We start from the raw sequence: 22,220 nt of genomic DNA, 5'->3' as shown, positions 1-22,220 counted from the left end.
CGGCCGCTCATAACGGTCTGGTTGCAGGTTCGAGTCCTGCCGGGCCCACCAGCGGAGTGTTTCGCGGGGTTTGCCTCTAGCCCGTAGCGACATGGTAAATAGCTGATTAAAAAGCGTTTTTACTATTTTGCGCACATTCTCTGGCTCAATCGGTTTCACCCGCATGCGGATCACCTGTTGGTACGCCTCGGGCTTGATACCAACAGATCGCCGCGCGATACCAACAACATGCCCCTATCAGACACCCAGCTACGCAGCCTCAAGCCCGAATCGAAGCCCCGTAAACTCAGTGATTTCGAGGGCTTATTCCTGTTGGTGAACCCCAGCGGGTCACGCCTGTGGCGCTTCAGTTATCGGTTCGGTGGGAAGCAAAAGCTACTGGCCCTCGGGGCCTATCCGGCCGTGTCTCTGCGAGAGGCGCGCAGAGCAAAGGATGACGCCCGTGAGCTGCTCGCCAAGGGCATGGATCCTGCTCACGAGCGCAAAGTCGCAAAAGCCCGGAAGAGGATGGCGGCCGCAAACACCTTCGAGGCGGTGGCCAATGAGTGGTTTGACGCCCGCAAGGATGGATGGGTGCCCAGCTATTCAGATCGGCTGAAGGCGCGCCTGGACGCCGATTTGATCCCCTATCTGGGGCGTCGGCCCATCGCTGAGATTGAGCCCGTCGAGTTGCTCTCGACGATCCGCAGCATTGAGGGCCGAGGTGCGCCAGAAATGGCTCGCAGGGTGCTGCAGATGGCCAGCGCGATCTTCCGATACGGCGTCGCCTTGGGGGTGTGCCCCAGGGATCCCGCCGCCGATCTCCGCGGCGCCTTGAAGAGCGCACCGCCGGCCAAACGGCGCTCCGCCATCCTCCCGAAGGACCTTCCGCAGTTCATGCAAGACCTCGCCGTCTACAACGGCGCGGCGCAGACGAAGCTCGCCCTCGAGCTGTTGATCCACACCTTCGTCCGCACGTCCGAGGTCCGCTTCGCGCGCTGGTCCGAGTTCGAAGACCTGGAAGGAGAGGTGGCGCTTTGGCGAATTCCTGCGTCGCGCATGAAGATGCGCCGTGACCACCTGGTGCCCCTGACGCCGCAGGTGGTCAAAATCCTGGCCGAGATCAAGGAAGCAGCTGGCCGTTCCGAACTACTGTTCCCGGCCCCGACCCGCAGCGGCGTGATCTCCGAGAACACGATGATCTATGCGATCTATCGCATGGGCTACCATGGGCGCGCGACCGTGCACGGGTTCCGCTCTACGGCCTCCACCGTGCTCAATGAGCAGGAGTTCAACCGCGACTGGATCGAACTCCAACTCGCCCACGCCGAGGGCGACATCCGCTCCGTCTACAACGCCGCCGAATGGCTTAGCGGGCGCCGTACCATGATGCGCTGGTGGTCAGATCACCTGGACGAGGTGACGAAGGTGAAGCCGGAGGCTGCATCAGAGTAGGCGCGGCGGGCTTGAGCAGGCCATTTTTGCCAAGGTCGCAGATGGGCTCTTAGCTGTTGTTCAGAACGTCCGCTTTCAGGCGGGCCTTTATCTGGCTGATCGCCATTCCCTTCGCGCTGGCGGCCGGAGTGCAGGCCTGGGCGGCGAGACGCACGGCGGGGGAGCGAGTGTCAGCCTAGCTCGGCCTGGCGCCCAGGCTTGCGACGGTCCTGCTGTTGTTCATCGTGGTCGCCGCCGTCGTGCCGCACTTCGGGCCGAGCCTGGACGGACATTGAATGTCGTGCCGTTCTATGTGGCCTTTGCCGTGCTTGCCCTATCATGGGTTCGGCCGTCTCGCGAGGCGCGTCTCACGCCGGAGGCCGTCGCACCGTCGCCTTCAGCGCCGGCAGCCGCAACTCGCTGGTCGTTCCGCTGGCCGGGGTCCTGCCGGGAGCCATTCCCCTGGTTCTGGCGATCATCGTCACCCAGACCTTGATCGAACTGCTGGCCGCATTGACCTACATCCAGCTGATTCCGAGGCTTGGCGGAGGGGGTTCCGCAAAGTCAGCCTGAACTTTCGTTGCCGTTGAAGGCAATTTGCCACTTGTGGAGAGAAGGACGCAGATGCAGCGCCTAGACCGCACCTGGGCGGAAGAGCGCGCCTCGCCGGTGGGCCAAGCTCAAGCTCTGAAGTCCGCGACCGTGGACGCCCGGTGATCCTCCGCCGCGCACAGATCATGATCGTGCAGCACCTCGATCACCTTGCAGGCCGAGACCCGGCCGCCAGCGCATTCCGCCGACATCCGCGACAGTTCGGTGCGCAGCGCTTGGAGTTGCGCGATCTTCTCCGTGACGTCGGACAGATGACGCTCGGCGATCGCATTGGCCTCGCCGCAGGGTCGGTCCGGATGGTCGGACAGATCGAGCAGGGAGCGGATGGCGTCGAGGTCAAACCCCAGCTGACGCGCATGACGGATGAAGGACAGCCGGCGCAGGGCGGCGTCGTCATACAGCCGCCGGCCGCTGGCTGTCCGGGGCGGTGGCGCCAGAAGCCCGATCTGCTCATAGAAGCGGATGGTCGGGACCTTCACGCCCGTAGCCGTAGCCAGCGTGCCGATGGATCGAAGAGGCGAGGGGACGGAAGAAGCCATGGCGTGAAGAATAACCGCTTGATCCTCTAGCGGCTAGAGGATGCATAGGTCGTCCGACGCCCAGCCGGAGCCTCTGATGACCGAGCCCCTGATCCAGGACAGACCCGCCGCCGCCTGTTGCGGCGCGACCGTCAAGTTCGACGGCGCCTCGCCCGCCTACCGCCGCATCCTGCTGGCTGTGATCGCCATCAACGCCGTGGCCTTCGCGGCCGTGGCGGGCGGTGCCCTGGCCCAGGGCTCGGCGTCTCTCGGGGCCAATGCGCTGGACTTCCTCGCCGACAGCGCGACCTACGCCATCAGCCTGTGGGCGATCGGCAAGTCCGTGCAGGTCCGTTCCGGCGCCGCCCTGCTCAAGGGCGCAAGCCTGGGACTCCTCGCCGTGTTCATCCTCGGCTTCGCCATCTGGCGGGCGGTTTCGGGCGCGCCGCCCGAAGGGGCGGTGATCACCGGCCTGGGCCTGTTTGGTTTCCTCGCCAACGCCGTCGCCGCCCTGCTGCTCGTGCGTCACCGCGACGGCGACGCCAATGTCCGTTCGGTCTGGCTCTGCACGCGCAACGACCTGATCGAGAGCCTGGTCGTGGCCGCCGCCGGGGGCCTGGTCTGGCTGACCGCTTCGCGCTGGCCCGACCTGATCGCCGGCGGCATCCTCGCCGCGGTGTTCCTGCAATCCGCTTGGTCGATCGTCAGCCAGTCGCGGGCAGAGCTGAAGGCGGCCACACGCCAGCCGCAGACCCAGTCATGATAAAAGGACGCAACGGGTCGACTATGGTGCAATTGCAGTGGCGGCGGACCGTGTTATGGGAGGCCATGGGATTTTTCTCGGCCAGACAAGGTTGGATGGCGGCGCTACTCGCGTCGTTCCTGGCCCTGTTCGTCCTCGTGTCCGCCGTCGAGGCCGCGACCTGCGCCCCGGAAATGGCGACCGCCCACGCCTCGGAGACTGTGAGGGAAACCCCGGCCGATCCTGTCGATGATCTTGACAGTCACGCCATCTGCTCGCACGGCCACTGCCATCACGGCGGCACCGCGATGCCCTCTTCGATCCAATCCGTCGCGATGACGGCGACAGTCGCTCCAAGCCTGTTGCGACCGACTGACGAGCCCTTGGCGTCTCGCGCGCCCAGCGGCCTGGAACGCCCTCCCAGAGCCTGACGATGCCCTGCGCCCTTTGGCGCGCGTCAATCGTCTGGAATTGCTGGGATATGGAACATGCCACCCCTGAAATCTGGCCGGTCGCGTCTCGCGACCGGCTGCGCCGTGGTCGCGATGGCGACGGCGGTCACCGGCCCGGCCTGGGCCGATCCCGCGCCTTCGTTCGAGGCGCTGCTTGAACGCATCGGCCTGACGCCGACCACTGTGGAGGCCGGCGCTCTGCTCGACGCGGCCGAGGCGCGAGTCCGTCAGGCACGGGTCCGTCCTAACCCTGAACTGGGTTTGGAGGCGGAGAACGCCTTCGGCAGAGGTCCTTTCTCCGGCTACGACAACGCCGAGACAACTCTGTCGCTGTCCCAGGATCTGGAACTGTGGGGGCGTCGCGGCGCGCGGGTCGAGGTCGCGAGAGCCGAGGCCGGCACAGCGGGGCTGAGGCGTGATCTGGCGACCGTCGAGGCGGGGGCGAGGCTTGCCCTGGTCTATGCGGAGGCAGAAGCCGCCCAGCGGCGGTTCCAGCTGGCCGAGGAGGCCTTGACGGTCACCATCGCCGACACCCGCGCGGCGCTGATCCTGGTCGAAGAGGGGCGCGAGCCCTTGCTGCGCGGCATACAGGGCGAGAGCGAAGCCGCCGCTGCCCGCGCGACGCTCGATGAGGCCGAGGCGGAACGGGACGCGGCGTTCGCGCGGCTGACCGCCGTGGCAATGCTGCCAACGCCGGTCACCTCGATCGACACCAGCCTGATCGACCGGGTGCCCGCCGCAGCGCCCGTGACGCCCGACGCGACGCCCCTGGTCCGCGTGGCCGAGGCCGAGCGGGCGGCGGCCGAAAGCCGGATTGAGGTCGAACGCATCCGCGCCCGGCCCGATGTCCGCGCCTCGGTCGGGGTGCGTCGCTACGAGGCCGAGGACGCGACCGCCCTGACCTTCGGGCTTAGCCTCCCTCTGCCTCTGTTCGACCGGAACCGGGGTAATATCGAAGCCGCCCAGGCGGACTTCCGCGCCGCCGACGCCCGGTTGATGGGCGCGCGTCAGGAAGCGGAGGCGGATCGCAACGCCGCCGAAGCCCGTCTGAGAGCGTCCGTCAGCCGCGTCACCGCCAGCGACGCCGGCGTCACGGCCGCGGAGGAAGCCTATCGCCTCTCGCGGATCGGGTTCGAGGCGGGACGCATCTCCCAACTCGAACTGCGGTCTTCCCGCGCCGCCCTCATCGCCGCCCGCAACGCCGCCGTGGACGCCCGCCTTGCGCGGGTCCGGGCCGAAATCGACCTCGCGCGCCTGCAAGGCCGCGCCCCCTTTGGAACATCGCTATGAAACGCACATCACCGATCAACAAGACTTGGCTGATGGCCGGGGTCGCCGCCGTCGTCGTCCTGGGCGGCGCCGGGCTCTATGCCATGACCCGCCCACCCGCCGAGGCTCCGGCGGCGGAGGGTGAAGCCGGGCATTCCGAGGAGGAAGGCGAACACGCCGAGGGCGAGGAAGAGGGCGGCGAAGAAGGGGTCGTCGTGCTGACGGCGGCCCAGATCACCGCCGCCAACATCGCGATCGTCGCCGTGACCGGCGGCGGCGGCGGCGAAACCCGCCTGTCGGGCCGGGTTGAACCGATGATCGACGCCAGAGCCGCCGTCGCGGCGTCCGTCGGCGGACGGGTCGAGCGCGTTCTGGTCGCGCCGGGTCAGTCCGTGCGCGCCGGGCAGTCTCTGGCCATTCTCTTCAGCGGCGACGCCGCCAGCCTTCGCGCTGACGCCGATGCGGCCGATGCCAACGCCATCGCCGCCGAACAGGCGCACAGTCGCGAAGAGAGCTTGGCCGATCAGGGCGTCGTGGCCCGTCGCGATGCCGAGGTCGCCCATGCCCAGGCGCTCAGCGCCCAGGCGGCGGCCCGTGCCGCCCGCGCCCGCGCATCGGCGGCCGGATCGCCCAACGCCTCCGGTCGGCTGAGCGTGACAAGCCCCATCTCGGGCGTGGTCACCAGTGTCCAGGTCGGGCCGGGCGGTTTCGCGGCCCAGGGCGGGGTGATCGCAGAGGTCACCAACCCCGCGCGGGTCGAGATCGTCTTCAACGCCCCGCCGGCGCTCGCGGTCCAGGTGCGCGCGGGCAGCGCTATTCGGGTGCAGGGACCAGCCGGGGAGTTCGACGCCGTGGTAACCGGCGTCGCCGCCGGAGCCGGCGCCGAGAGCGGCGCGACCGTCATTCGCGCGCGTCCGACGGGAGGCGTGCTGCCCCCGGCGGGGTCGGCGGTGTCCGGTAGCATCGTCACCGGCCAGGCCGTCGGCGGCTTCACCGTTCCGTCCGAGGCCGTGCAGACGGTCGAGGGGGCCAACGTCGTATTCGTTCGCACCGCTGAAGGCTTCCGGGCCGTTCCGGTCCTCGCGGGTCGGCAGGCGGGAGATCGCACGGAGATCCTGAGCGGCCTGACCGGGGCCGAACGCATCGCCGGGGCTAACGCCTTCCTCCTGAAAGCCGAACTCGCCAAGGGCGAGGCCGAGCACGGCCACTAGGGGCGACGACCATGTTTACAGCCATCATCCAAGCGTCGGTCCGGTTCCGCTGGTTCGTCATCATCGCCGTCAGCCTTGTCGCGGCCCTGGGTCTTTTCGAACTTACCAAGCTGCCCATCGACGCGGTGCCCGACATCACCAACCGTCAGGTGCAGATCACAACGGTCGCCCCGGCCCTCGCGCCCGAGCAGATCGAGCGCCAGGTCACCTATCCGCTGGAGACTGCCCTGGCCGGCATCCCAGGCCTGACTAGCACCCGGTCGCTGTCGCGAAATGGCTTCAGCCAGATCACCGCGATCTTCACCGACCAGACCGACATCTACTTCGCCCGCCAGCAGGTCGCCGAACGGCTCGCTGCCGCGTCGGAGGGCCTGCCCGAAGGCGTGGAGCCCGGCCTGTCGCCGATCACCACGGGCCTGGGCGAGGTGCTGATGTGGACGGTCGATTATGTGCCGTTCACGACCGAAACCTTGGCCCGACCGGGCCAGCCGGGGTGGCAGGCGGGCGGGGTCTATCTGACGCCCGAGGGCGAGCGACTGACCACGCCCGAACAGCGCGCGACCTATCTGCGCACGGTCCAGGACTGGATCATCGCGCCGCAGATGCGAACCACATCCGGCTTGGCCGGGGTGGATACGGTCGGCGGCTACGTCAAGGAATACGCCGTCCGACCCAATGCCTCGCAGCTTGCCGCCTATGGCCTCGGCCTCGCCGATCTGGTCGAGGCGGTCGAGCGCGCCAATACCCAGGCCGGCGCTGGCTATATCCAGCGCGCGGGCGAGGCCCTGGTCGTCCGCACCGATGCCCTGGCGCTGACCATCGACGATCTGGCTCAGGCCCCGGTCGTCAATCGTGGCGGTCTGGTCGTCCGGGTCGCCGACGTCGCCACGGTCGAGATCGGTCAGGCCCCGCGCCTGGGCGGCGCCAGCCGAGACGGGCACGAAGCGGTTCTCGGCACGGCCCTGATGATCGCGGGCGGCAACAGCCGGACCGTGGCCCAGGCCGCCGCCGAACGGCTGGCGGAGGTGGACGACAGCCTGCCGCCGGGCATCGTCGCCCTGCCGGTGCTGAACCGCAGCGAACTGGTCAACTCGACCATCTCGACCGTGGCCCGGAACCTGACCGAGGGGGCGCTTCTGGTCGTGGTCGTGCTGTTCCTGCTGCTCGGCAACATTCGCGCCGCAACGATAACCGCCCTGATGATCCCGCTGTCCTTCCTGTTCGCCGTCATCGGCATGAACCGGTTCGGCATCAGCGGAAACCTGATGAGCCTGGGCGCCCTCGACTTCGGCCTGATGGTCGATGGGGCGGTCGTCGTGATCGAGAACACCCTGTTGATGCTGACCCAACGTCGCGCGGCGGTCGGGCGGATGCTCACCCGGCATGAGCGTCTGGACGTCGCGGTCCAGTCCGCGCGCCAGATGGTCAAGCCCGCCGCCTTCGGCCAGCTAATAATCCTGCTCGTGTTTGCGCCGCTGCTGATGCTGGAAGGCGTCGAGGGCAAGACGTTCCAGCCCATGGGCGCCACTGTCATGCTGGCCCTGGTCGGAGCCTTCATCTTCTCCTTCACCTTCGTGCCCGCCATGACGGCGTTGCTCGTGCGCGATCCCAAGTCCGTTCACGTCGGTACTGATGGACAGGCCGTCGAACACGAGACCCGCATCCTGCAGTTCGCCCGCCGGTTTATCGAGCCCGCTATCGAGGCGGCGGTCGCAAGGCCCAAGATCGTGCTGATCTCGGCGGTCGCCACCCTCGTCATCGGCGCCGTCTCCTTCATGTCACTGGGGCGCGAGTTCATCCCGACACTCGACGAAGGCGACATCGCCATGCAGGCGCTGCGCGTGCCCTCGGCTTCGTTGGAGCAGTCTCTAGCCATGCAGATGGCGCTCGAGCGCGCCATTTCGGCCCAGCCGGAGGTGGAGACCATGTTCTCTCGCACCGGCACGGCTGAGGCGGCCGTGGACCCGATGCCGCCAAATATTTCCGACAGTGTCATCGTGCTGAAGGATCGGAAGGACTGGCCCGATCAAGGCCTCGAAAAGGAGGCTCTAATCGAGCGGATCGAAGGTGTCGCGGCCCAGCAAATCGGCAACAATTTCGAGTTCAGCCAGCCGATCGAACTGCGTTTCAACGAGCTGATCTCCGGCGTCCGCACCGATCTGGCCGTCATGGTCTACGGCGACGACTTCGACACGCTTCAGCGCGTGGCGGATCAGGTGGCGGCCTCTCTGCGTGAGACGACCGGCTCTGCGGACGTGCGGGTGGAACAGGCTTCCGGCCTGCCCACCCTGACCGTCAGCGTCGATCGCATCGCCGCCGCCAGCTACGGACTGTCGGCAGCGGACGTCAGCGAGGCGGTTTCGATCGGCATCGGCGGCGCCGAGGCCGGGCGCATTTTGGAGGGCGACCGCCGCTTCGACGTCGTCGTCCGCCTGCCCGACGACGCCCGTAACGATCCGGCGGCGCTGGCGGCCCTGCCGATCGTTTCGGACACCGGCGTCATCGTGCCGCTGTCCTCGGTGGCGCGGATCCAGACCGGCGAGGGCCCAAACCAGATCAGCCGCGAGAACGGCAGCCGCCGCATGGTGGTCCAGGCGAATGTTCGCGGCCGCGACCTGGGTGGGTTCGTCGCTGAGGCCCAGAACCGGGTGGCGGAGATCGAACTTCCAGCCGGGGTCTATCTGGATTGGGGTGGTCAGTTCGAAAACCTGAAGCGGGCTGAGCAGCGCTTCGGTTTGGTCATCCCGGTCGTCTTCGTCTTGATTGGTGTGTTGTTGTTCGTGGCCCTGGGTTCGTTCGCGGAGGCTGGCCTAGTCTTCGCCTGCGTGCCGCTGGCCCTCGTCGGCGGGGCCTTGGCGCTCCTGTTGCGGGGCATGCCATTCTCCGTCTCGGCGGCCGTCGGCTTCATCGCAGTGTCCGGCGTGGCCACCCTGAACGGGCTGGTGCTTATGCAGGCCATCCGCCAACGGCTTGACGAGGGATTGTCCGCCCATATGGCGGCGATCGAAGGCGCCGCAAGCCGACTGCGCGCGGTGCTAACGACCGCGCTGGTCGCTATCGTCGGCTTCATTCCCATGGCCTTGGCGCATGGCGCCGGCGCCGAGGTGCAGAAGCCGCTCGCGACTGTTGTCATTGGTGGTCTTCTGACCGCGACGGCTTTGACCCTGCTTGTACTGCCGACCTTCGCCGCCAAGGCCGTTCGGCATCGAGCTTCTGAAGGACTGGAAGATTGAGCAAACCGATCTCGACGAACGAGCAGCAACGGCGGACGTTGCTGGTCGTTCTGATCCTCAATGCGCTTCTGTTCCTGGGGCTCGGTGTCGGCGGCATCCTGGCTGACTCCAGCGCGCTGTTGGCCAACGCGGTCGACAATGCGTCGGACTCTGTTGTCTATCTGATCAGCCTTATCGCGATTGGGCGCAATGTCGTCTGGAAGCGTCGCGCGGCGCGTCTATCAGGCATCCTTTTGCTGGTGTTCGCTGCAGGGGTGCTGGTCGATGTTACGCGGCGATGGTGGTTCGGCACTGAGCCTGTCGGCTGGACCATGATGGGGCTGGCCCTCGTCGCAGCTGCCGTGAACCTGAGCTGTCTCGTCATCTTGCGGCGGGACACATCGGGCGATGTGAACATGCAGGCGGCTGAGATTTTTAGCCTGAACGACTTTGCCTCCAATGGCGGCATTCTGATCGCCGGGGCTTTGGTTTTGTGGCTGAACCAGTCTTGGCCAGACTTGGTGGTTGGCATGCTGGTCGCTGGGATTGCCATCAAGGGTGGCGTTGAAATCCTGCGTGGCGCCTCGGGCGATGATGGGAACGCTACGGCGTAGCGGCCAGCGACCGCCGTGAGTTCAAAGAGCGCGCCTGAGTGGCCTGCGGGCCTCGTCATCTCAGTTTGGGCAGCGCTCGGATGTAGATGACGCACGCGACTAGCTCGACCAGAGTCTGAGACCTGGTCACCGCGGGCATGGACCCGGTTCAGACTCCGTCAGCATCGAGGAGATGGCTGAGCCTAGGACTTGCTGCGGCGGTTGTTAGCCAATGAAGCAGCAGACCCACTAAACGTCCGCGGTGGGTCGGATTAAGCCGTGGCTAGTGGACTGGAACCGGACCTTCGTCCCGGCTGAGGAATGTCCGGAATCCGGCCGTCACCCAATGACCGCAACTGGCGCCAAGCTGACGTACGGTCCCGCACCTGACAATCAGCGACGATCAAGGGCTCAAGGTGCGTGGCCGCCGGAATATCAGCACGGTCCGTGCGCCTCTTTTCCCAAACCAAGCTTGGCGATCTCGCGGCCGTTTCGCGAGATCCCCATACGTGCGAGGCGAGCGCGGCGATTGCAGGTACGCGTGAAGGCGACTGCGCGGCGCGCGCCAGCGAGCCTGGCGCTAGGCGGGCTCCAAGCCGGGCAGGCGATATCCGCCGTCAAGCATCGCCGGCTTGGGGCGGTAGGCGCGGAAGTTCAGGAGGAACGGTCGGCCCGAGGTCGGGGCGGGCAGCCAGATCGCCGGCTCTTCGGGGCTAGGGGCGGCCGGCGAGATCAGGATGTCGATGTCCCCGTTCGGTCCGGCGACGCCCGGCGTGCGGTCGCCGATCGCGTATCGATCCAGCGGGTTGTCGATCAGGAAGGCCTGCCCCTCGGCCGTGGCTTCGTAGATGGTCAGCGACCAGAAGCCGTCCACGGGCGGCCGAGCGTCGGCCCGAAGGCGCAGCCGCCAGGGACGCCGGCTGTCCAGCTCGGATCGGCCGTCGGGCGCTACGGCGCGCAGGTAGAGGGCCTCGTCCACGGGCAGGGCCGCCAGGCCGCTCAGCGCGATCTGGGCGCGATAGCGATAGTCTTCGCCGAAGCGGCCGAGGTTGGGCTTGGGATAGAGCCAGCCGCCGCGGCGCTCCCCCGCCGCATCGCCCTGCCTGGCGATGTCGAGGGCCTCGTCGAGGCCGGCGGCGATCTGAGCGCCTTCGTCCGGCGAGAAACGGGACGGATCGAAGCCCGCGGCCGGCGGCAGGCCCGCGGCGGCGAAAGCTGCGAGCCGGTCGGCGTCTGCGGGCGGAGGCGGGGCCTCGGCGAGGAGCGCCTGGACGCCGGCGAAGAAGACCGGCCAGGGCGCGGTGCGGGCGGGCGCCGCCGCAGGCGTGCGGCCGGGCGGACCCGCGATGGAAAGGCCGTCCTGGACGCTGTGAGCCGCCGGGAGGTCTTCAGGACCGGCGACCAGGGTCCGGCCGAGCGCCCAGACGCAGTCGGTCGGCGCGCGAATGGCGCCCGGCAGGTCCGGCGCATGGGGACCGATGAGGGTCGCCTCGCGGGCCGTGCTCGCGTGCAGGACCGAGAAGTTGTTGGTGAACATGTCCATGAGCGCCAGCGAGACGTACCGCTCGCCGGCCTCGGGCAGGGCGAGGCGCACGGGCCCCGCCGACAGATCCAGCCACGCCGAGGAATAGAGCGTGTCATTGTTCGGCTGGGTGACGGTCTGGGTCCGGGCGTCGGTCAGCTTGCGGACATGGCGGAAGCGGTTGGCGACGAGGCCGTTGCGGAAAGCCCGCCCGCGCGTGCCGGCCATCTCGATCAGCGGCAGACTGTAGAGGGCGAGCTCCCGGGCCGCCGCACGCAGCGCGGACGGCGCGGCCCAGGCCGACGCGGGGACCGCGGCGAAAGCCGCGGCGGCGCCGGCCAGGACCCGGCGCCGATCTGGCGCGCGGGGGCTCACCAGCTGTACCGCAGCTGGAGGCCGCTGAGGCGGGGGCGGCTGTAGCGCCGAACGGTCGCGTCCTGGGCGACGATGAAGACCGTGTCGAAGAGGTTTTCGACATAGGCCGCCACCTGGATCCGGCCCAGGTCGACGCCGAGCCTAGCATTGACCACCTGGAAGTCGGACAGCTTCGGCGTGGCGGCGCTCAGCTCCTGCACGCCGCCCCATTGGGCGTTGTAGGCGATGTTGCCGAAGGCTTCGACGCCGGCGACCGGGACCCGGTAGTTGGCTTCGGCGGAGGCCAGCCAGCCCGGCGTCTGCGGCAGCGACAGGCCCGCATAGCGTCCGCTGGTCACCTCGCCGCCCTGGCGCGAGCCGTTGAGCGACAGGCGCAGCTGGCCGTCGCCCAGGTCGTAGCGACCGGAGATCTCGGCCTCGACGCCCCAGGAGCGGGCGTCGCCCGCATTGGTGAGGAAGGAGGTCGCGGCCACGGGGCAGACGGGATTGGTCACCCGGCAGCCGTTGTCGAGCTGGGCGATCATATCGGTCATCTCGGTGCGGTAGCCGGCCAGGGCGACGTAGACGCCCGACAGCGGCGCGCCCTTCACGCCAAGTTCGTAGCTGCGCGACGTCTCGTCGTCGTAGGCCACCGGCACCACGACGGGTTGGCGCAGGTCGCCCAGATTTCGATTGAAACCGCCGGCGCGGTAGCTGGTGCCGACCTTGCCGTAGGCGAGCAGGTTCAGCGGCAGGCTATAGGCGAGCGTGGCGTTGTAGGACAGGTTCTCCGGCGAGCTGGTCCCGTCGACGATCCGCGCCGCGCCCCCTGCGAGCTGGTTGGTGATCCGATCGCGCAGGCGCGAGGTGAGGGTCTTGTCGTCGGAGGTGTAGCGCAGCTCTCCGGTCAGGCTGAGATCGTCGGTCAGGTCGTAGGTGAGCGCGCCGTAGGCCGCCCAGGATTCATAGTTCTGGACCGCCGCCTCCACGGTGCCGACCGAAGGCGCGGCGGCGGTGGGCGTGCGGCCGAGGGTCACCGAGTAGCGGCTTTCCTGGGACATGACCTCTGCGCCGGCCAGCCAGTCGAGGCGACCCTCGAGCGCCTGGCCGGACAGGCGGACGTCCTGGCTCAGCGTCTTGGTGCGATCGGCGGTGACCGAGGCGCCGTTCGGATCGATGGGGGTGGCGGGCGCCACCTGGCCGGCGGCGCGGGCGCGGGCCAGCTCCTGCGGGTTAACCCCGTCGCTGTCGAGGGCGTACATCGACTCACGGACGCGCACGAGGCTGGTGGAGCTGAACTCGGCCCAGCCCAGGTCGACCTGCGCCGACAGCATGGCCGCACTGATGTTCTGCTTGGCCAGGGGGGGCGTGTTCCAGGGATAGGCGAACTGGTCCTGGATGTAGCCGCGCGGGAACCCGGCCGAGCCGGCCGGGATGGCGATCTGGTAGGTGATGGTCGGCGTGGTCAGCTGTTGGTGCTCGACCAGCAGGGTGACGTCGGCCGGGCCCTTGGCGAGGCGCGCCTGGGCGCGCAGTCCGAGGCCCTTCTCCTGGTCGAAGTGCACGTCGTTGACGGGGTTGTAGAAGAAGCCGTCATCCTGATGCACGTAGTCGGCGCCGAAGCGGAAGGCGAGTTCGTCGCTGGCGGCCAGGTTGACCGCGGCCTGCACCTGGGCGCGCTGCGTCTCCACGCCGTACTTGGCGTCGACGTAGCCGCCGTTGCTGAACTCGGGACGGGCCGAGACGATGTTGACGGCGCCGCCGACGGCGTTGCGCCCGTAGAGCGCGCCCTGGGTGCCGCGCAGCACCTCCACACGGCCGATGTCGAACATGTCCAGGCGCGAGAAGTTGCGGCCGCCGATCGCGCCGCCGCCGATGTAGGCGCCGTTGCGATACAGGCCGACGCTCGGATCGCCGTTGGTGGCGCGGGCGGTCGACGAGGCGCGCATGGAGACCTCGGAGGTGATCGACGAGGTGAGATTGTTGAAGCGCACGCTGGGCTGCCCGGCGAGAAGTTCGCCGGTTGAGATCGCGCCGCCGCGCTCGGCCAGGGCGGCGGCCGAAACGACCGAGGCGGCCACGGGCACGTCGATCAGGCGCTCTTCACGCCGGCGGGCGGTGACGACCACCTCGCCGACTTCCGCCGGCTCCTGCCGCTCGGCCTGAGCGGCCGCTTCACCGGCCAGCAGCGAAATGGCGCTGGCGCACGCGAAGGCGGCTCGTTTGTGGCTGGTCATCGACATCATCCCCCAAGGTGTTCTGGATCGTTCCAAGCGATGGGAGCGCGTGTAATGCACGTCGCGCTAAAGTGTCAATAATTGACATTATGGCGTAGCGAGCGCCAGGGCGAGCTCCGCGAACGCGGCGTCCGACCAGCGGCCAGGCGCGCGCAGGTCCAGCCGCGCCTGTCGCACGACGACGAGCTTGCGCGAGGCGATCACATAGAGGCGCTGGTCTCCGGCGCCGGCGGCCATGACGAGATCGCGGGGGATCGCTGCGCCGGCGTCCGCAAGGTCGGTGGCCGGCATGGAGCCGTCGGGCCCCCGGTTGGGGAGCCACCAGCCCAGGCCATAGGACGGATTGGTCGCTGACGGCGCGAAGAGCGCCCGGAAGCGGGCGGGCTCGACGCGCACGCTCTCGCCGATCCGGGCCCAATCGCGCGCGGTCATGGCCGCGCCCTGCGGCATCATCGCCTCGCCGTCGGCGCCGCGCCGCCAGGCCGGGGCCGCCGCGCCGGCTGGCCGGAGCACGCGCCGCTGGAGATAGGCGAGGGGATCGGGCGCCTGCCCCGCGGCGGAAAGCTTGCGGCGCATGATCTCGCCGAACGCCTGATAGGGCGCCGGCCCATACTGGAACCGCTCTCCGGGCGCGGCGTCGAACGGCGCCTGGATCGCGGCGGCGTAGGTCGGCACGTCGCCCACGCGGCTCGGCAGGCCCGCCGACATCGAGAGCAGATCCCGTAGGGTGACGCGGGATCTGGCCGCATCCTGGCGCCACTCGGACAGGGTGTCCGCCGCCGGCTCATCAAGCGAGAGGAGCCCGTCCTCGACGGCGGCGGCGGCCATCATGGCGACGAGGCTCTTGGTTCCGGAGTAGAGCGGCAGGGGCGTCGACGCGCTCGCGCCTTGCGCATAGGCCTCGCACACCGTCCGGCCGTCGGCGAGGACCAGGAGGCTCATGCCGCCGCGTTCCTCCGAATAGGCCGTCAAGGTCTGGCAGGGGTCGGGCGTCGCCCGGGCGGGAAGGGCGGCGGATAGCAGAGCGGCGATGGCAATAAGGAGCGTGCGCATGGAATCCTCAATCTCCAGGAGTGTCGATTATTGACATCACGACGAGCGTCCGCCTAGGTCGACGTCGATGGATCAGTTCGATACGACCACCCGCCGCGGCGTCATTCTGGGGGCCGGCGCGGGCGCTCTGAGCCTTGAGGGCGCGATGGCCGATTCCGGCGGCGAAGAGGTGTTCGCCGTCCGGCGGGTTCAAGCCGATCTCGTGCGGTACGAGGGGTTCGGCTCGAAAGCCTCCGGCGGCCCGGGCGACGAGGCTTCCGGCGACTGGCTCGCCGGCGCGCTCCAGGCGCTGGGATTCGAGGTCGAACGTCAGGCGCTCCAGGTTCCGTTTTTCGAGGCCGAGGCGGTCGAACTGGCGCTGGGAGATCAAAGCGTTTCGGTCCTCGCCCAGGGGCCGGTGCGGCTCACGCCGCCGGGCGGCCTTTCCGCGCCGCTCGTCCGGCTCGAGGGCGAGGAAGCGCAGGCGGCCGCGCGGGGCGCGATCGCCGTCGTGCGCCTGCCACATCGACGGTGGTCCACGCGGCGGTCGGGCGCGATCCGCAACGCCGTCGACGCGGCTGCGCGGAGCGGGGTCGGCGCGCTGGTGCTCATTACCGACGGGCCGAGCGGCGAGGCGTTGGCGCTCAATGCGGAGGTCGACGCCGTGGAGCCCTTTCCCATCCTGGCGGTCGGCGCGCGCGACGGCGAGCGGCTGTCGGCCGCAGCCGCCCGGGGCGAGGCCGCCCGCCTGCGGATCGAAGGCCGCGCCGGCCGCCGGAGCGCCTACAATCTGGTCTGCCGTCTGGAACGCGGCGCGGGGCGTCGACTGGTGGTCTCCACGCCGCGGTCCGGCTGGTTCGGCTGCATGGGCGAGCGCGGCGGCGGCGTCGCCGCCTGGCTTGGCCTGGCGCGCTGGGCGAGCCGGGCCTGCCCCCTCGACCTGACCTTCGTGGCGACGTCGGGCCACGAGTATGAGAACCACGGCGGCGAGGTGTTCCTGCACAGCGCCATGGCGCCCCGCCCGGGCGACACCGCCCTTTGGGTCCATCTGGGGGCGGCGCTTGCCGCACGGGATTGGCACGAGGTCGACGGGCGCCTCGCGCCGCTGCCCAGCGTGGATCCGCAGCGCTTTCTGGTCGCGCGCCCGCAACTGGTCGCGACGCTCCGAGGGGCCGTCGCGGGGCAGCCGGGGCTGGAGGCGGTGTACGACGACGCGGCCGGGGCCAGCGGCGAACTTGGGGAGATCCTCGCGGCAGGCTATCCCAGCGTCTTCGGCGTCCTGGGCGCGCACCGCTTCCATCACTCGCCGAATGATGACATGCGGTGCGTCGACGCCGGGCAGGTGGCCGCGACCGGACGCGCGCTGCTTGCCGGGGTGCGTTCGCTCCTGGCCTGACCCGGCGCGCGGCGGGAGAATCGGCGATGATCGCCGCCGGCCGCTCCTGGCCGCCTGAAGGAGACGCCTTGTCGGCTGGCGCGCATCACGAGTCCACGGGCGAGGGGGCGTTCGATCCGATCGTCGAGACCGTCCTGCGGGCGGTGCTCGCCGGCGAGCTTCAACCGGGCGAGCGGCTACCCGAGCGATGGATCGTCGAGGCCTGCGGCTGCACCCAGTCGGCCGCCCGAGAAGCCATCGGCCGCCTGCAGGCGCATGGCGCCGTCGTTGTGCTCGAGCGGCGCGGCGCCAGCGTGATTTCGGCCCGGGAGGCGCCGCTCGGCGAGGTCGACCGCGTCTGGCGCCAGTTGCTCCCCCTCCTGGCGGCGTCCGGCGCGCAGGCTCCGCCGCCAGGCGAGGGGACCGCCTGGACGCGGCTGATCAAGGAGCAGGCCGCCCTCGAGGCGGCCCGTCAGACGGCGGGCGACCGGCTGACCGACATCCTGAAGCGCGTCTCGCTTCAGCGGGCCATAGTGGGGCTCGCCTAGGATGGCCGGCCGTCTGGACGCCTTTCTGGCCGCGACCGCGCCGCTCACCGCCCTGGCCGAGCGCCTGCCGGAAGGCTTGCCGGGTCAGATCGCCGGTGTGTTGCGCGACCGGATCCAGTCCGGCGAGTTCAAACCCGGCGATCCCCTGCGCGCAGCCCCGCTGGCCGTCGCCTTCGGCTGCAGCCGCGGCCCGGTCCGGGAGGCGCTGCGCCGCCTCGAACGCGAAAAGCTGGTCACGATCGCGCCGCGCACCAGCGCTGTCGTCGCCCAGATGGACGCCCGGGCCCTGGAGGCGCACTTTCGCTTGCGGGCGGAGATCGGCGGGCTCTTCGTGCGCCTCGCCGCAGAACGCGCCCAGCGCCCGCCCGCCCTGGTGGACGCCATTGTCGAAGGCGCCGAGGTGCTGGCCGACGTCGCGGGCGACGACCAGGCCCAGGTCGGCGACTATATCCGCGCCCGTCGGCGCCTCACTGAACTGATCGGGACCCTGGCGTCCGCACCCTACGTGTCCGAACTCTCCCAGGAGCTCGAGCGGGAGGTGGCGATCCTGTGGGCGCCAATGAGTTCGGCCGCGCGGCGCCGACGCTCCGCGGCCGGCTGGCGCAAGATTGCGCGCGCGATCGCCGTCGGCGATCCGGAGGGCGCCGAGCGGGAAGGGCGGCGCCTCGTGCTGGAATCCCTGGACGAAGTGCGCCGCCTGGAGGCGAGCTCCTAGAGCGGCAGCCGGCGCGCCCTGAAGCAACGGCCTCCACAAAATGGGTCGTTCGGGGTGACGTCGCGCCGGCCGTAAGCGAGATTTGGTGTCCGCGGCGTTTCCATCGATTGGCCACGAGTTCCCGCTTCCCTGCGCCGCGGCAATGACCCCTGCTAGCGCCAAGCGGTCGCTTAGCCCTTGGCTAGCCGCTCAGGCGACAAGCGGACGAGCTGAACCGCCGAGAAGGGTGGAAACCGGGAACTAGGGCCATGGGAAATCCCAGAAGCTCTGGCTGGGCCTTTTTCCAATCTCACGACCAATCACCCTCTTGCGGTTGGCGAACCAATCGCAGGCAACTGACAGCCCGGTGAGCACCGCCCCTAACGCGAGACACAGGCCAGCGCTGACTAGCCAACGTTCAGCGAAAACGTTCAACCAGTCCGCGCCCGGATTGCGAACGACGAGGACCAGCGCGAAGACAAGCGCGAGCGCGAAGGCTGTAAGAATGAAGCGTAGGATCAACGGGCGCTTGATCCTCCCTCGTTTTGGTGGACACCCATGCTAGCTTTTCGGAGCTGGAGAGGAGTGTCAGATGAGCGGTACGCGCCGGGTGTTTCCGGAGGCCTTCAAGCGGGAGGCTGTTGATCGTGTGGCCTCGAGCGGCCTGTCGGTTGGTGAGGTGGCCCGGGAGTTGGGTCTGCACGAGACGGTGCTTCGACGATGGATGATGCAGTTCGGGGCGCAGGCGACGGGGACGCTGCGGCGCCCCAGTACGCAGGCGGTGGCCCCGTCGCCGTCTGATTTGGCTGCGGAGAACGCCCGGCTGAAGCGCGAGAACGACCGGCTTCGGATGGAGCGCGATATCCTAAAAAAAGCCGCGCTCATCTTCGGAGCGGCCTCCCGGTGAAGTTCGGGTTCGTCGATGAGCATCGTAAGGTCTGGCCGGTTCGGGTGATGTGCGAGGTCCTGGGGCTGTCGCCCAGTGGCTACTACGCGTGGCGAGGACGGCCCGAGAGCCGGCGGGCTACGGCCAACCGGGCGCTGCTGGAAGACATCCGCCTTATCCACGCCGAGAGCAGCGGGACCTACGGCTCGCCTCGGGTGCACGCCATCCTTCGGGGTCACGGCCGCCGCGTCGGACGCAGCCGCATTGAGCGGTTGATGCGGCGGGCGGGCCTTCGCGGACTGGCCGCCTTGCCACGTCGGGCCAGGACCACAGACAGCCGTCACGGCTATCCGATCGCGCCCAACAGGCTCGGCCGGAACTTCACGGCTCAGGCCCCTAACCAGATCTGGCTCGCCGACCTGACCTATATCCCGACGGGCGAAGGCTGGTTGTACCTGGCTGCGATCCTGGACATGCACACACGCAAGATCGTTGGTCTGGTCCATGCGCCAGACCCTGCACACCGAGATCGCTCTCGAGGCTCTGAACATGGCCATCGAGCGGCAGCGGCCAGCGCCCGGGCTGATCCATCACTCAGACCGCGGGATCCAATACGCCGCCGAGGCCTATCGCTCAGCCCTTGCCCGACAAGGGATTACGCCGTCGATGAGCCGTAAGGGCGACTGCTGGGACAACGCCCCGATGGAGAGCTTCTTCCACACCCTCAAGACCGAACGGGTCCATCATCGGATCTACGCTACCCGCGACCAGGCCCGTCGCGACCTGTTCCAGTACATCGAGGGCTTCTACAATCCCCGTCGCTTGCACTCAGCTCTGGGCTACATCAGCCCAGCCGACGCCGAGCGCAGAGCGGCCTAACCCCGTCCACTAATTCGGGGGAAGATCAGGGTGCGCGGTATCAGCACAATTGAGCAGCAGCTCGCGCGCACCATTTTTCCGCGTCGGGGCCAACCTCTCTTAGTCGCTAAAGTGCGCGAACTCGTCCTCGCTTGGCGGCTCTCACGGGCGCGTCCAAAGATCGCCCTTTGGTCAGCATACCTTATGACCGCGTACTACGGCTCGGGCATGAATGGCTACGGCAGCGCAAGGCAGCAGTTTGTGAAATGGGGCTCGCCTCTTTCCTTGCTCCAGGCGAGCCAAATCGTCAGTTGCTTAAAATATCCCCGTCCGCGGACGCCGAGCCCCGCATGGCTCAGACGGCACGAGGTCCGAACAGCATACGTCTTTAGACGTCTGCCGGCAGTCAGCGCAAAGCTTCTAGACGCCGGGCACACCTGAGAGCGTCTCGCTCCAGCCGCGCCGAATCTGGATGATGGGCTTAACTGTCGAGGTACGGCACTGAATGTCTCCTTTCCGGCAGCAAGCCATAGACTGCTTCTGGCGCAATTCAGCCCAAGTGGTTGGGGTGCACAATGGGCTAACCAGACCATGAGAAACTCGTCCTCGTCGGGGTCTGCCTTGAGAGGTGAGCCATGTCTCAACCTGACCTGTTCCGCGTCCAGTCCAAACCCTGGAATACCGGCCGCATAATTGGGCCGAAACCACCCCTGAAGCCGAAGCACATTTGGGCTATTCGCCAGCTTCTAAAGAATGGCGGCCAAGTGCGCGATCTTGCACTCTTCAACTGCGCGATCGACGCGAAGCTCCGCGGGTGCGACCTCGTAAAATTGCGTGTTAGTGACGTGACCCCGGGTGGTGCGGTCAGGGCGCGCGCGACAATCGTTCAGCAAAAGACTGGACGACCCGTTCCCTTTGAGATCACCGAGCCCACACGGCAGGCGCTGCAAAACTGGCTCGCCGCTCGTGGGCATCGTCCGGACGACTGGCTTTTCCCGAGCCGAAGTCGGCCAGGGGAGCACCTCACCACGCGCCAGTACGCCAGGCTTGTTGATCGATGGGTTCAACTCGCAGACCTCGAGCCACAGGCTTACGGCACCCATAGCCTTCGGCGCACCAAGGTGGCGCTGATATACAAACGGACCGGCAATCTCCGAGCGTGCCAGTTACTCCTGGGGCACGGCAAGTTGGAGAGCACGGTGTGCGCTATCTCGGCATTGAGGTTGACGACGCCTTGGAGCTCTCAGAGCAGACTGACATATGAACTATCGAGTATCGAGGCCTAGACGTATACGGGTCTCAGCTCTGCGCGGCCCCCATAGCTGCCCCGAGCCAGCGGGGCGGGAGGTCTGGGCTGCACCCGGGATGCTAAGCGACCGAATTCCGGCCCATGCTCAAGGTCCGGACTTGGGGCCGAGCCACCCGGCTACCGTTCGTAGCGAACGTAGGTATGGCGAAATTTAACACGTGGGGATCGTCGTGTTAAAACTTTCGGGAAATTCGAACATGAGAATTCCCACGTGTTAAAAACGACGTACAAAATTCCCGTGCTTCCGCCGTCGGGAGATTTGGAAACGCGCGAAGTGTTGCGCGAGCTCAGCCACGCCCACCGGCACCTAGCTGAATTGAAGGGCCGAGCGGCGGCCATCCCAAATCAAGCGATCCTCATCGATACGCTGTCGCTTCAAGAAGCGAAGGCGAGTTCCGAAATCGAGAATATCGTCACGACTCAGGATGAAATCTTCCAGGCGAGCTTATTTCTGGACGGCCCCGCCTCTCCTAACGCCAAGGAAGTGGCCAACTATCGGGACGCGCTAAAGAAGGGGTTTGACAGCCTCAAAAGCAATCATGGGCTGCTGACGAACAACGCCATTGTCGAGATGTTCCGGGTGCTCAAGCGGACGGAGGAGGGGTTCCGCTCAACACCCGGTACGGCGCTGAAGAATGACCGAACGGGGGCTCTGGTCTATGTGCCGCCGCAGGATCGCGATCAAATCGCCGCGCACATGACCGCACTGGAGCGATTCATCAACGATGATGACGCTTCGGACCTCGATCCTCTGGTGAAGATGGCGATCATTCATCATCAGTTCGAGAGCATCCACCCCTTCTCTGATGGGAACGGCCGCATTGGCCGGATCATCAACGTCCTCTATCTCACGCGAACGGGCCTGCTCGATATCCCGATCCTGTACCTCAGCCGCTACATCACAAATCACAAGGCGGACTACTATCGCCTGCTTCAAGGAGTCCGCGATGATGGCGCCTGGGAGCCTTGGTTGATCTATATGCTTCGAGCGGTCTCAATGACGGCGCAGCAGACATTGGCGCTGATCGAAGGCATGCGGCTGCTCATGGCGGACTACAAGCGTCGGCTACGCGCCGATCCCGATATTCGATATTCGCAGGACCTGTTGAACAACCTGTTCCGTCATCCCTACACGCGGATCGAATTCCTGCAGCATGATCTCGGGGTCACCCGGCAGACGGCCGCCAAGCGGTTGGACCAGCTCGCCGCCGCGGGCTTCCTTCAGAAGCACCAGCAGGGCCGGAACAACTATTTCATCAACGCGCCGCTCATCGAACTCTTCATGCGGGTCTCCGAGCCAGACGAGGACGTTGGGGGGCCGGAGCGGGCGTCAACGGTCGAGGTTCGGTAGCGTCGGCCGTCGACCGACGTCGGCCGATGTCG

Annotated in this window: 16 protein-coding genes and 3 pseudogenes; 15 read left to right on the top strand and 4 right to left on the bottom strand. The window is 67.7% G+C overall.

Translation table 11 applies throughout. The annotated features are described in order from the left end of the window. Positions 1 to 228: 228 nt before the first annotated feature. The 3 genes and pseudogenes from MH112_RS14950 to MH112_RS02385 form a co-directional block, all read left to right on the top strand. A pseudogene (locus MH112_RS14950) lies at positions 229 to 474 on the top strand (Arm DNA-binding domain-containing protein); the annotation flags it as partial. 33 nt (positions 475 to 507) lie between these two features. After that, positions 508 to 1,434, top strand: coding sequence for a site-specific integrase (locus MH112_RS02390; RefSeq protein WP_296563267.1), 927 nt, complete (start codon positions 508 to 510; stop codon positions 1,432 to 1,434). 318 nt (positions 1,435 to 1,752) lie between these two features. Further along, a complete protein-coding gene (locus MH112_RS02385) occupies positions 1,753 to 1,986 on the top strand; it encodes a hypothetical protein (protein WP_296563265.1) in 234 nt (77 codons plus the stop codon). Between the two features lie 107 nt (positions 1,987 to 2,093). Here MH112_RS02385 and MH112_RS02380 read toward each other — a convergent pair whose 3' ends face one another. Next, positions 2,094 to 2,564: a helix-turn-helix domain-containing protein gene (locus tag MH112_RS02380; protein ID WP_296563263.1), complete on the bottom strand. Its 471-nt coding sequence runs from the start codon at positions 2,562 to 2,564 to the stop codon at positions 2,094 to 2,096. Positions 2,565 to 2,640: 76 nt separating this feature from the next. Here MH112_RS02380 and MH112_RS02375 point away from each other — a divergent pair, with 76 nt between their 5' ends. From MH112_RS02375 to MH112_RS02355, 5 genes are all read left to right on the top strand, one after another. Then, positions 2,641 to 3,306 carry a cation transporter gene (locus MH112_RS02375; protein ID WP_296563262.1) on the top strand — a complete coding sequence of 222 codons (666 nt, stop codon included), beginning with the start codon at positions 2,641 to 2,643 and terminating at the stop codon, positions 3,304 to 3,306. A 467-nt stretch (positions 3,307 to 3,773) separates the two neighbouring features. Next, entirely contained in the window at positions 3,774 to 5,027 is a 1,254-nt protein-coding gene (locus MH112_RS02370) for a TolC family protein (protein ID WP_296563260.1), read from the top strand. Continuing rightward, positions 5,024 to 6,217 (top strand): efflux RND transporter periplasmic adaptor subunit, encoded by a 1,194-nt coding sequence (locus MH112_RS02365; protein WP_296563259.1) that lies wholly within the window; start codon positions 5,024 to 5,026, stop codon positions 6,215 to 6,217. Before MH112_RS02370 ends, MH112_RS02365 begins: the two co-directional genes overlap by 4 nt. A gap of 11 nt (positions 6,218 to 6,228) precedes the next feature. Further along, positions 6,229 to 9,450: a CusA/CzcA family heavy metal efflux RND transporter gene (locus tag MH112_RS02360; protein WP_296563258.1), complete on the top strand. Its 3,222-nt coding sequence runs from the start codon at positions 6,229 to 6,231 to the stop codon at positions 9,448 to 9,450. Next, positions 9,447 to 10,043: a cation transporter gene (locus tag MH112_RS02355; protein WP_296563257.1), complete on the top strand. Its 597-nt coding sequence runs from the start codon at positions 9,447 to 9,449 to the stop codon at positions 10,041 to 10,043. Before MH112_RS02360 ends, MH112_RS02355 begins: the two co-directional genes overlap by 4 nt. 559 nt (positions 10,044 to 10,602) lie before the next feature. Here MH112_RS02355 and MH112_RS02350 read toward each other — a convergent pair. The 3 genes from MH112_RS02350 to MH112_RS02340 form a co-directional block, all read right to left on the bottom strand. Next, complete coding sequence (locus MH112_RS02350) at positions 10,603 to 11,919, bottom strand: DUF1254 domain-containing protein (protein ID WP_296563256.1); 1,317 nt, start codon at positions 11,917 to 11,919, stop codon at positions 10,603 to 10,605. Beyond that, the gene (locus tag MH112_RS02345; protein ID WP_296563255.1) at positions 11,916 to 14,144 is read right to left on the bottom strand and encodes a TonB-dependent receptor; all 2,229 of its coding nucleotides are present in this window, start codon (positions 14,142 to 14,144) and stop codon (positions 11,916 to 11,918) included. Before MH112_RS02345 ends, MH112_RS02350 begins: the two co-directional genes overlap by 4 nt. A 78-nt stretch (positions 14,145 to 14,222) precedes the next feature. Next, a complete protein-coding gene (locus tag MH112_RS02340; RefSeq protein ID WP_296563253.1) occupies positions 14,223 to 15,188 on the bottom strand; it encodes a serine hydrolase domain-containing protein in 966 nt (321 codons plus the stop codon). Between the two features lie 67 nt (positions 15,189 to 15,255). Between MH112_RS02340 and MH112_RS02335 the strand changes: the two genes are divergently transcribed. From MH112_RS02335 to MH112_RS02310, 7 genes and pseudogenes are all read left to right on the top strand, one after another. Next, positions 15,256 to 16,563, top strand: coding sequence for a hypothetical protein (locus MH112_RS02335; RefSeq protein ID WP_296563251.1), 1,308 nt, complete (start codon positions 15,256 to 15,258; stop codon positions 16,561 to 16,563). 26 nt (positions 16,564 to 16,589) lie between these two features. Continuing rightward, positions 16,590 to 17,090: a GntR family transcriptional regulator gene (locus tag MH112_RS02330; RefSeq protein WP_296563249.1), complete on the top strand. Its 501-nt coding sequence runs from the start codon at positions 16,590 to 16,592 to the stop codon at positions 17,088 to 17,090. Position 17,091: 1 nt separating this feature from the next. Next, entirely contained in the window at positions 17,092 to 17,805 is a 714-nt protein-coding gene (locus MH112_RS02325; RefSeq protein WP_296563247.1) for a GntR family transcriptional regulator, read from the top strand. A 571-nt stretch (positions 17,806 to 18,376) separates the two neighbouring features. Next, positions 18,377 to 19,549: pseudogene (locus tag MH112_RS02320) on the top strand (IS3 family transposase). A gap of 30 nt (positions 19,550 to 19,579) precedes the next feature. Next, positions 19,580 to 19,969, top strand: coding sequence for a transglycosylase domain-containing protein (locus MH112_RS14945; protein ID WP_365785931.1), 390 nt, complete (start codon positions 19,580 to 19,582; stop codon positions 19,967 to 19,969). Positions 19,970 to 20,163: 194 nt separating this feature from the next. Continuing rightward, positions 20,164 to 20,792: pseudogene (locus tag MH112_RS02315) on the top strand (tyrosine-type recombinase/integrase). Between the two features lie 304 nt (positions 20,793 to 21,096). Then, the gene (locus MH112_RS02310; RefSeq protein ID WP_296563245.1) at positions 21,097 to 22,188 is read left to right on the top strand and encodes a Fic family protein; all 1,092 of its coding nucleotides are present in this window, start codon (positions 21,097 to 21,099) and stop codon (positions 22,186 to 22,188) included. Positions 22,189 to 22,220: the final 32 nt, after the last annotated feature.

The sequence above is a fragment of the Phenylobacterium sp. genome, from assembly GCF_022402485.1.
Classification (GTDB): domain Bacteria; phylum Pseudomonadota; class Alphaproteobacteria; order Caulobacterales; family Caulobacteraceae; genus Phenylobacterium.
The sequence above is the reverse complement of the archived record's forward strand: the minus strand, read 5'-3'. Positions and strand labels throughout refer to the sequence as shown.

Excerpts from the sequence above, each read along its gene's own strand:
- MH112_RS02390 (WP_296563267.1), top strand. The coding sequence starts at position 508 with ATGGCGGCCGCAAACACCTTCGAGGCGGTGGCCAATGAGTGGTTTGAC.
- MH112_RS02385 (WP_296563265.1), top strand. The coding sequence starts at position 1,753 with ATGGGTTCGGCCGTCTCGCGAGGCGCGTCTCACGCCGGAGGCCGTCGC.
- MH112_RS02380 (WP_296563263.1), bottom strand. The coding sequence starts at position 2,564 with ATGGCTTCTTCCGTCCCCTCGCCTCTTCGATCCATCGGCACGCTGGCT.
- MH112_RS02375 (WP_296563262.1), top strand. The coding sequence starts at position 2,641 with ATGACCGAGCCCCTGATCCAGGACAGACCCGCCGCCGCCTGTTGCGGC.
- MH112_RS02370 (WP_296563260.1), top strand. The coding sequence starts at position 3,774 with ATGCCACCCCTGAAATCTGGCCGGTCGCGTCTCGCGACCGGCTGCGCC.
- MH112_RS02365 (WP_296563259.1), top strand. The coding sequence starts at position 5,024 with ATGAAACGCACATCACCGATCAACAAGACTTGGCTGATGGCCGGGGTC.
- MH112_RS02360 (WP_296563258.1), top strand. The coding sequence starts at position 6,229 with ATGTTTACAGCCATCATCCAAGCGTCGGTCCGGTTCCGCTGGTTCGTC.
- MH112_RS02345 (WP_296563255.1), bottom strand. The coding sequence starts at position 14,144 with ATGATGTCGATGACCAGCCACAAACGAGCCGCCTTCGCGTGCGCCAGC.
- MH112_RS02340 (WP_296563253.1), bottom strand. The coding sequence starts at position 15,188 with ATGCGCACGCTCCTTATTGCCATCGCCGCTCTGCTATCCGCCGCCCTT.
- MH112_RS02335 (WP_296563251.1), top strand. The coding sequence starts at position 15,256 with ATGGATCAGTTCGATACGACCACCCGCCGCGGCGTCATTCTGGGGGCC.
- MH112_RS02330 (WP_296563249.1), top strand. The coding sequence starts at position 16,590 with ATGATCGCCGCCGGCCGCTCCTGGCCGCCTGAAGGAGACGCCTTGTCG.
- MH112_RS02325 (WP_296563247.1), top strand. The coding sequence starts at position 17,092 with ATGGCCGGCCGTCTGGACGCCTTTCTGGCCGCGACCGCGCCGCTCACC.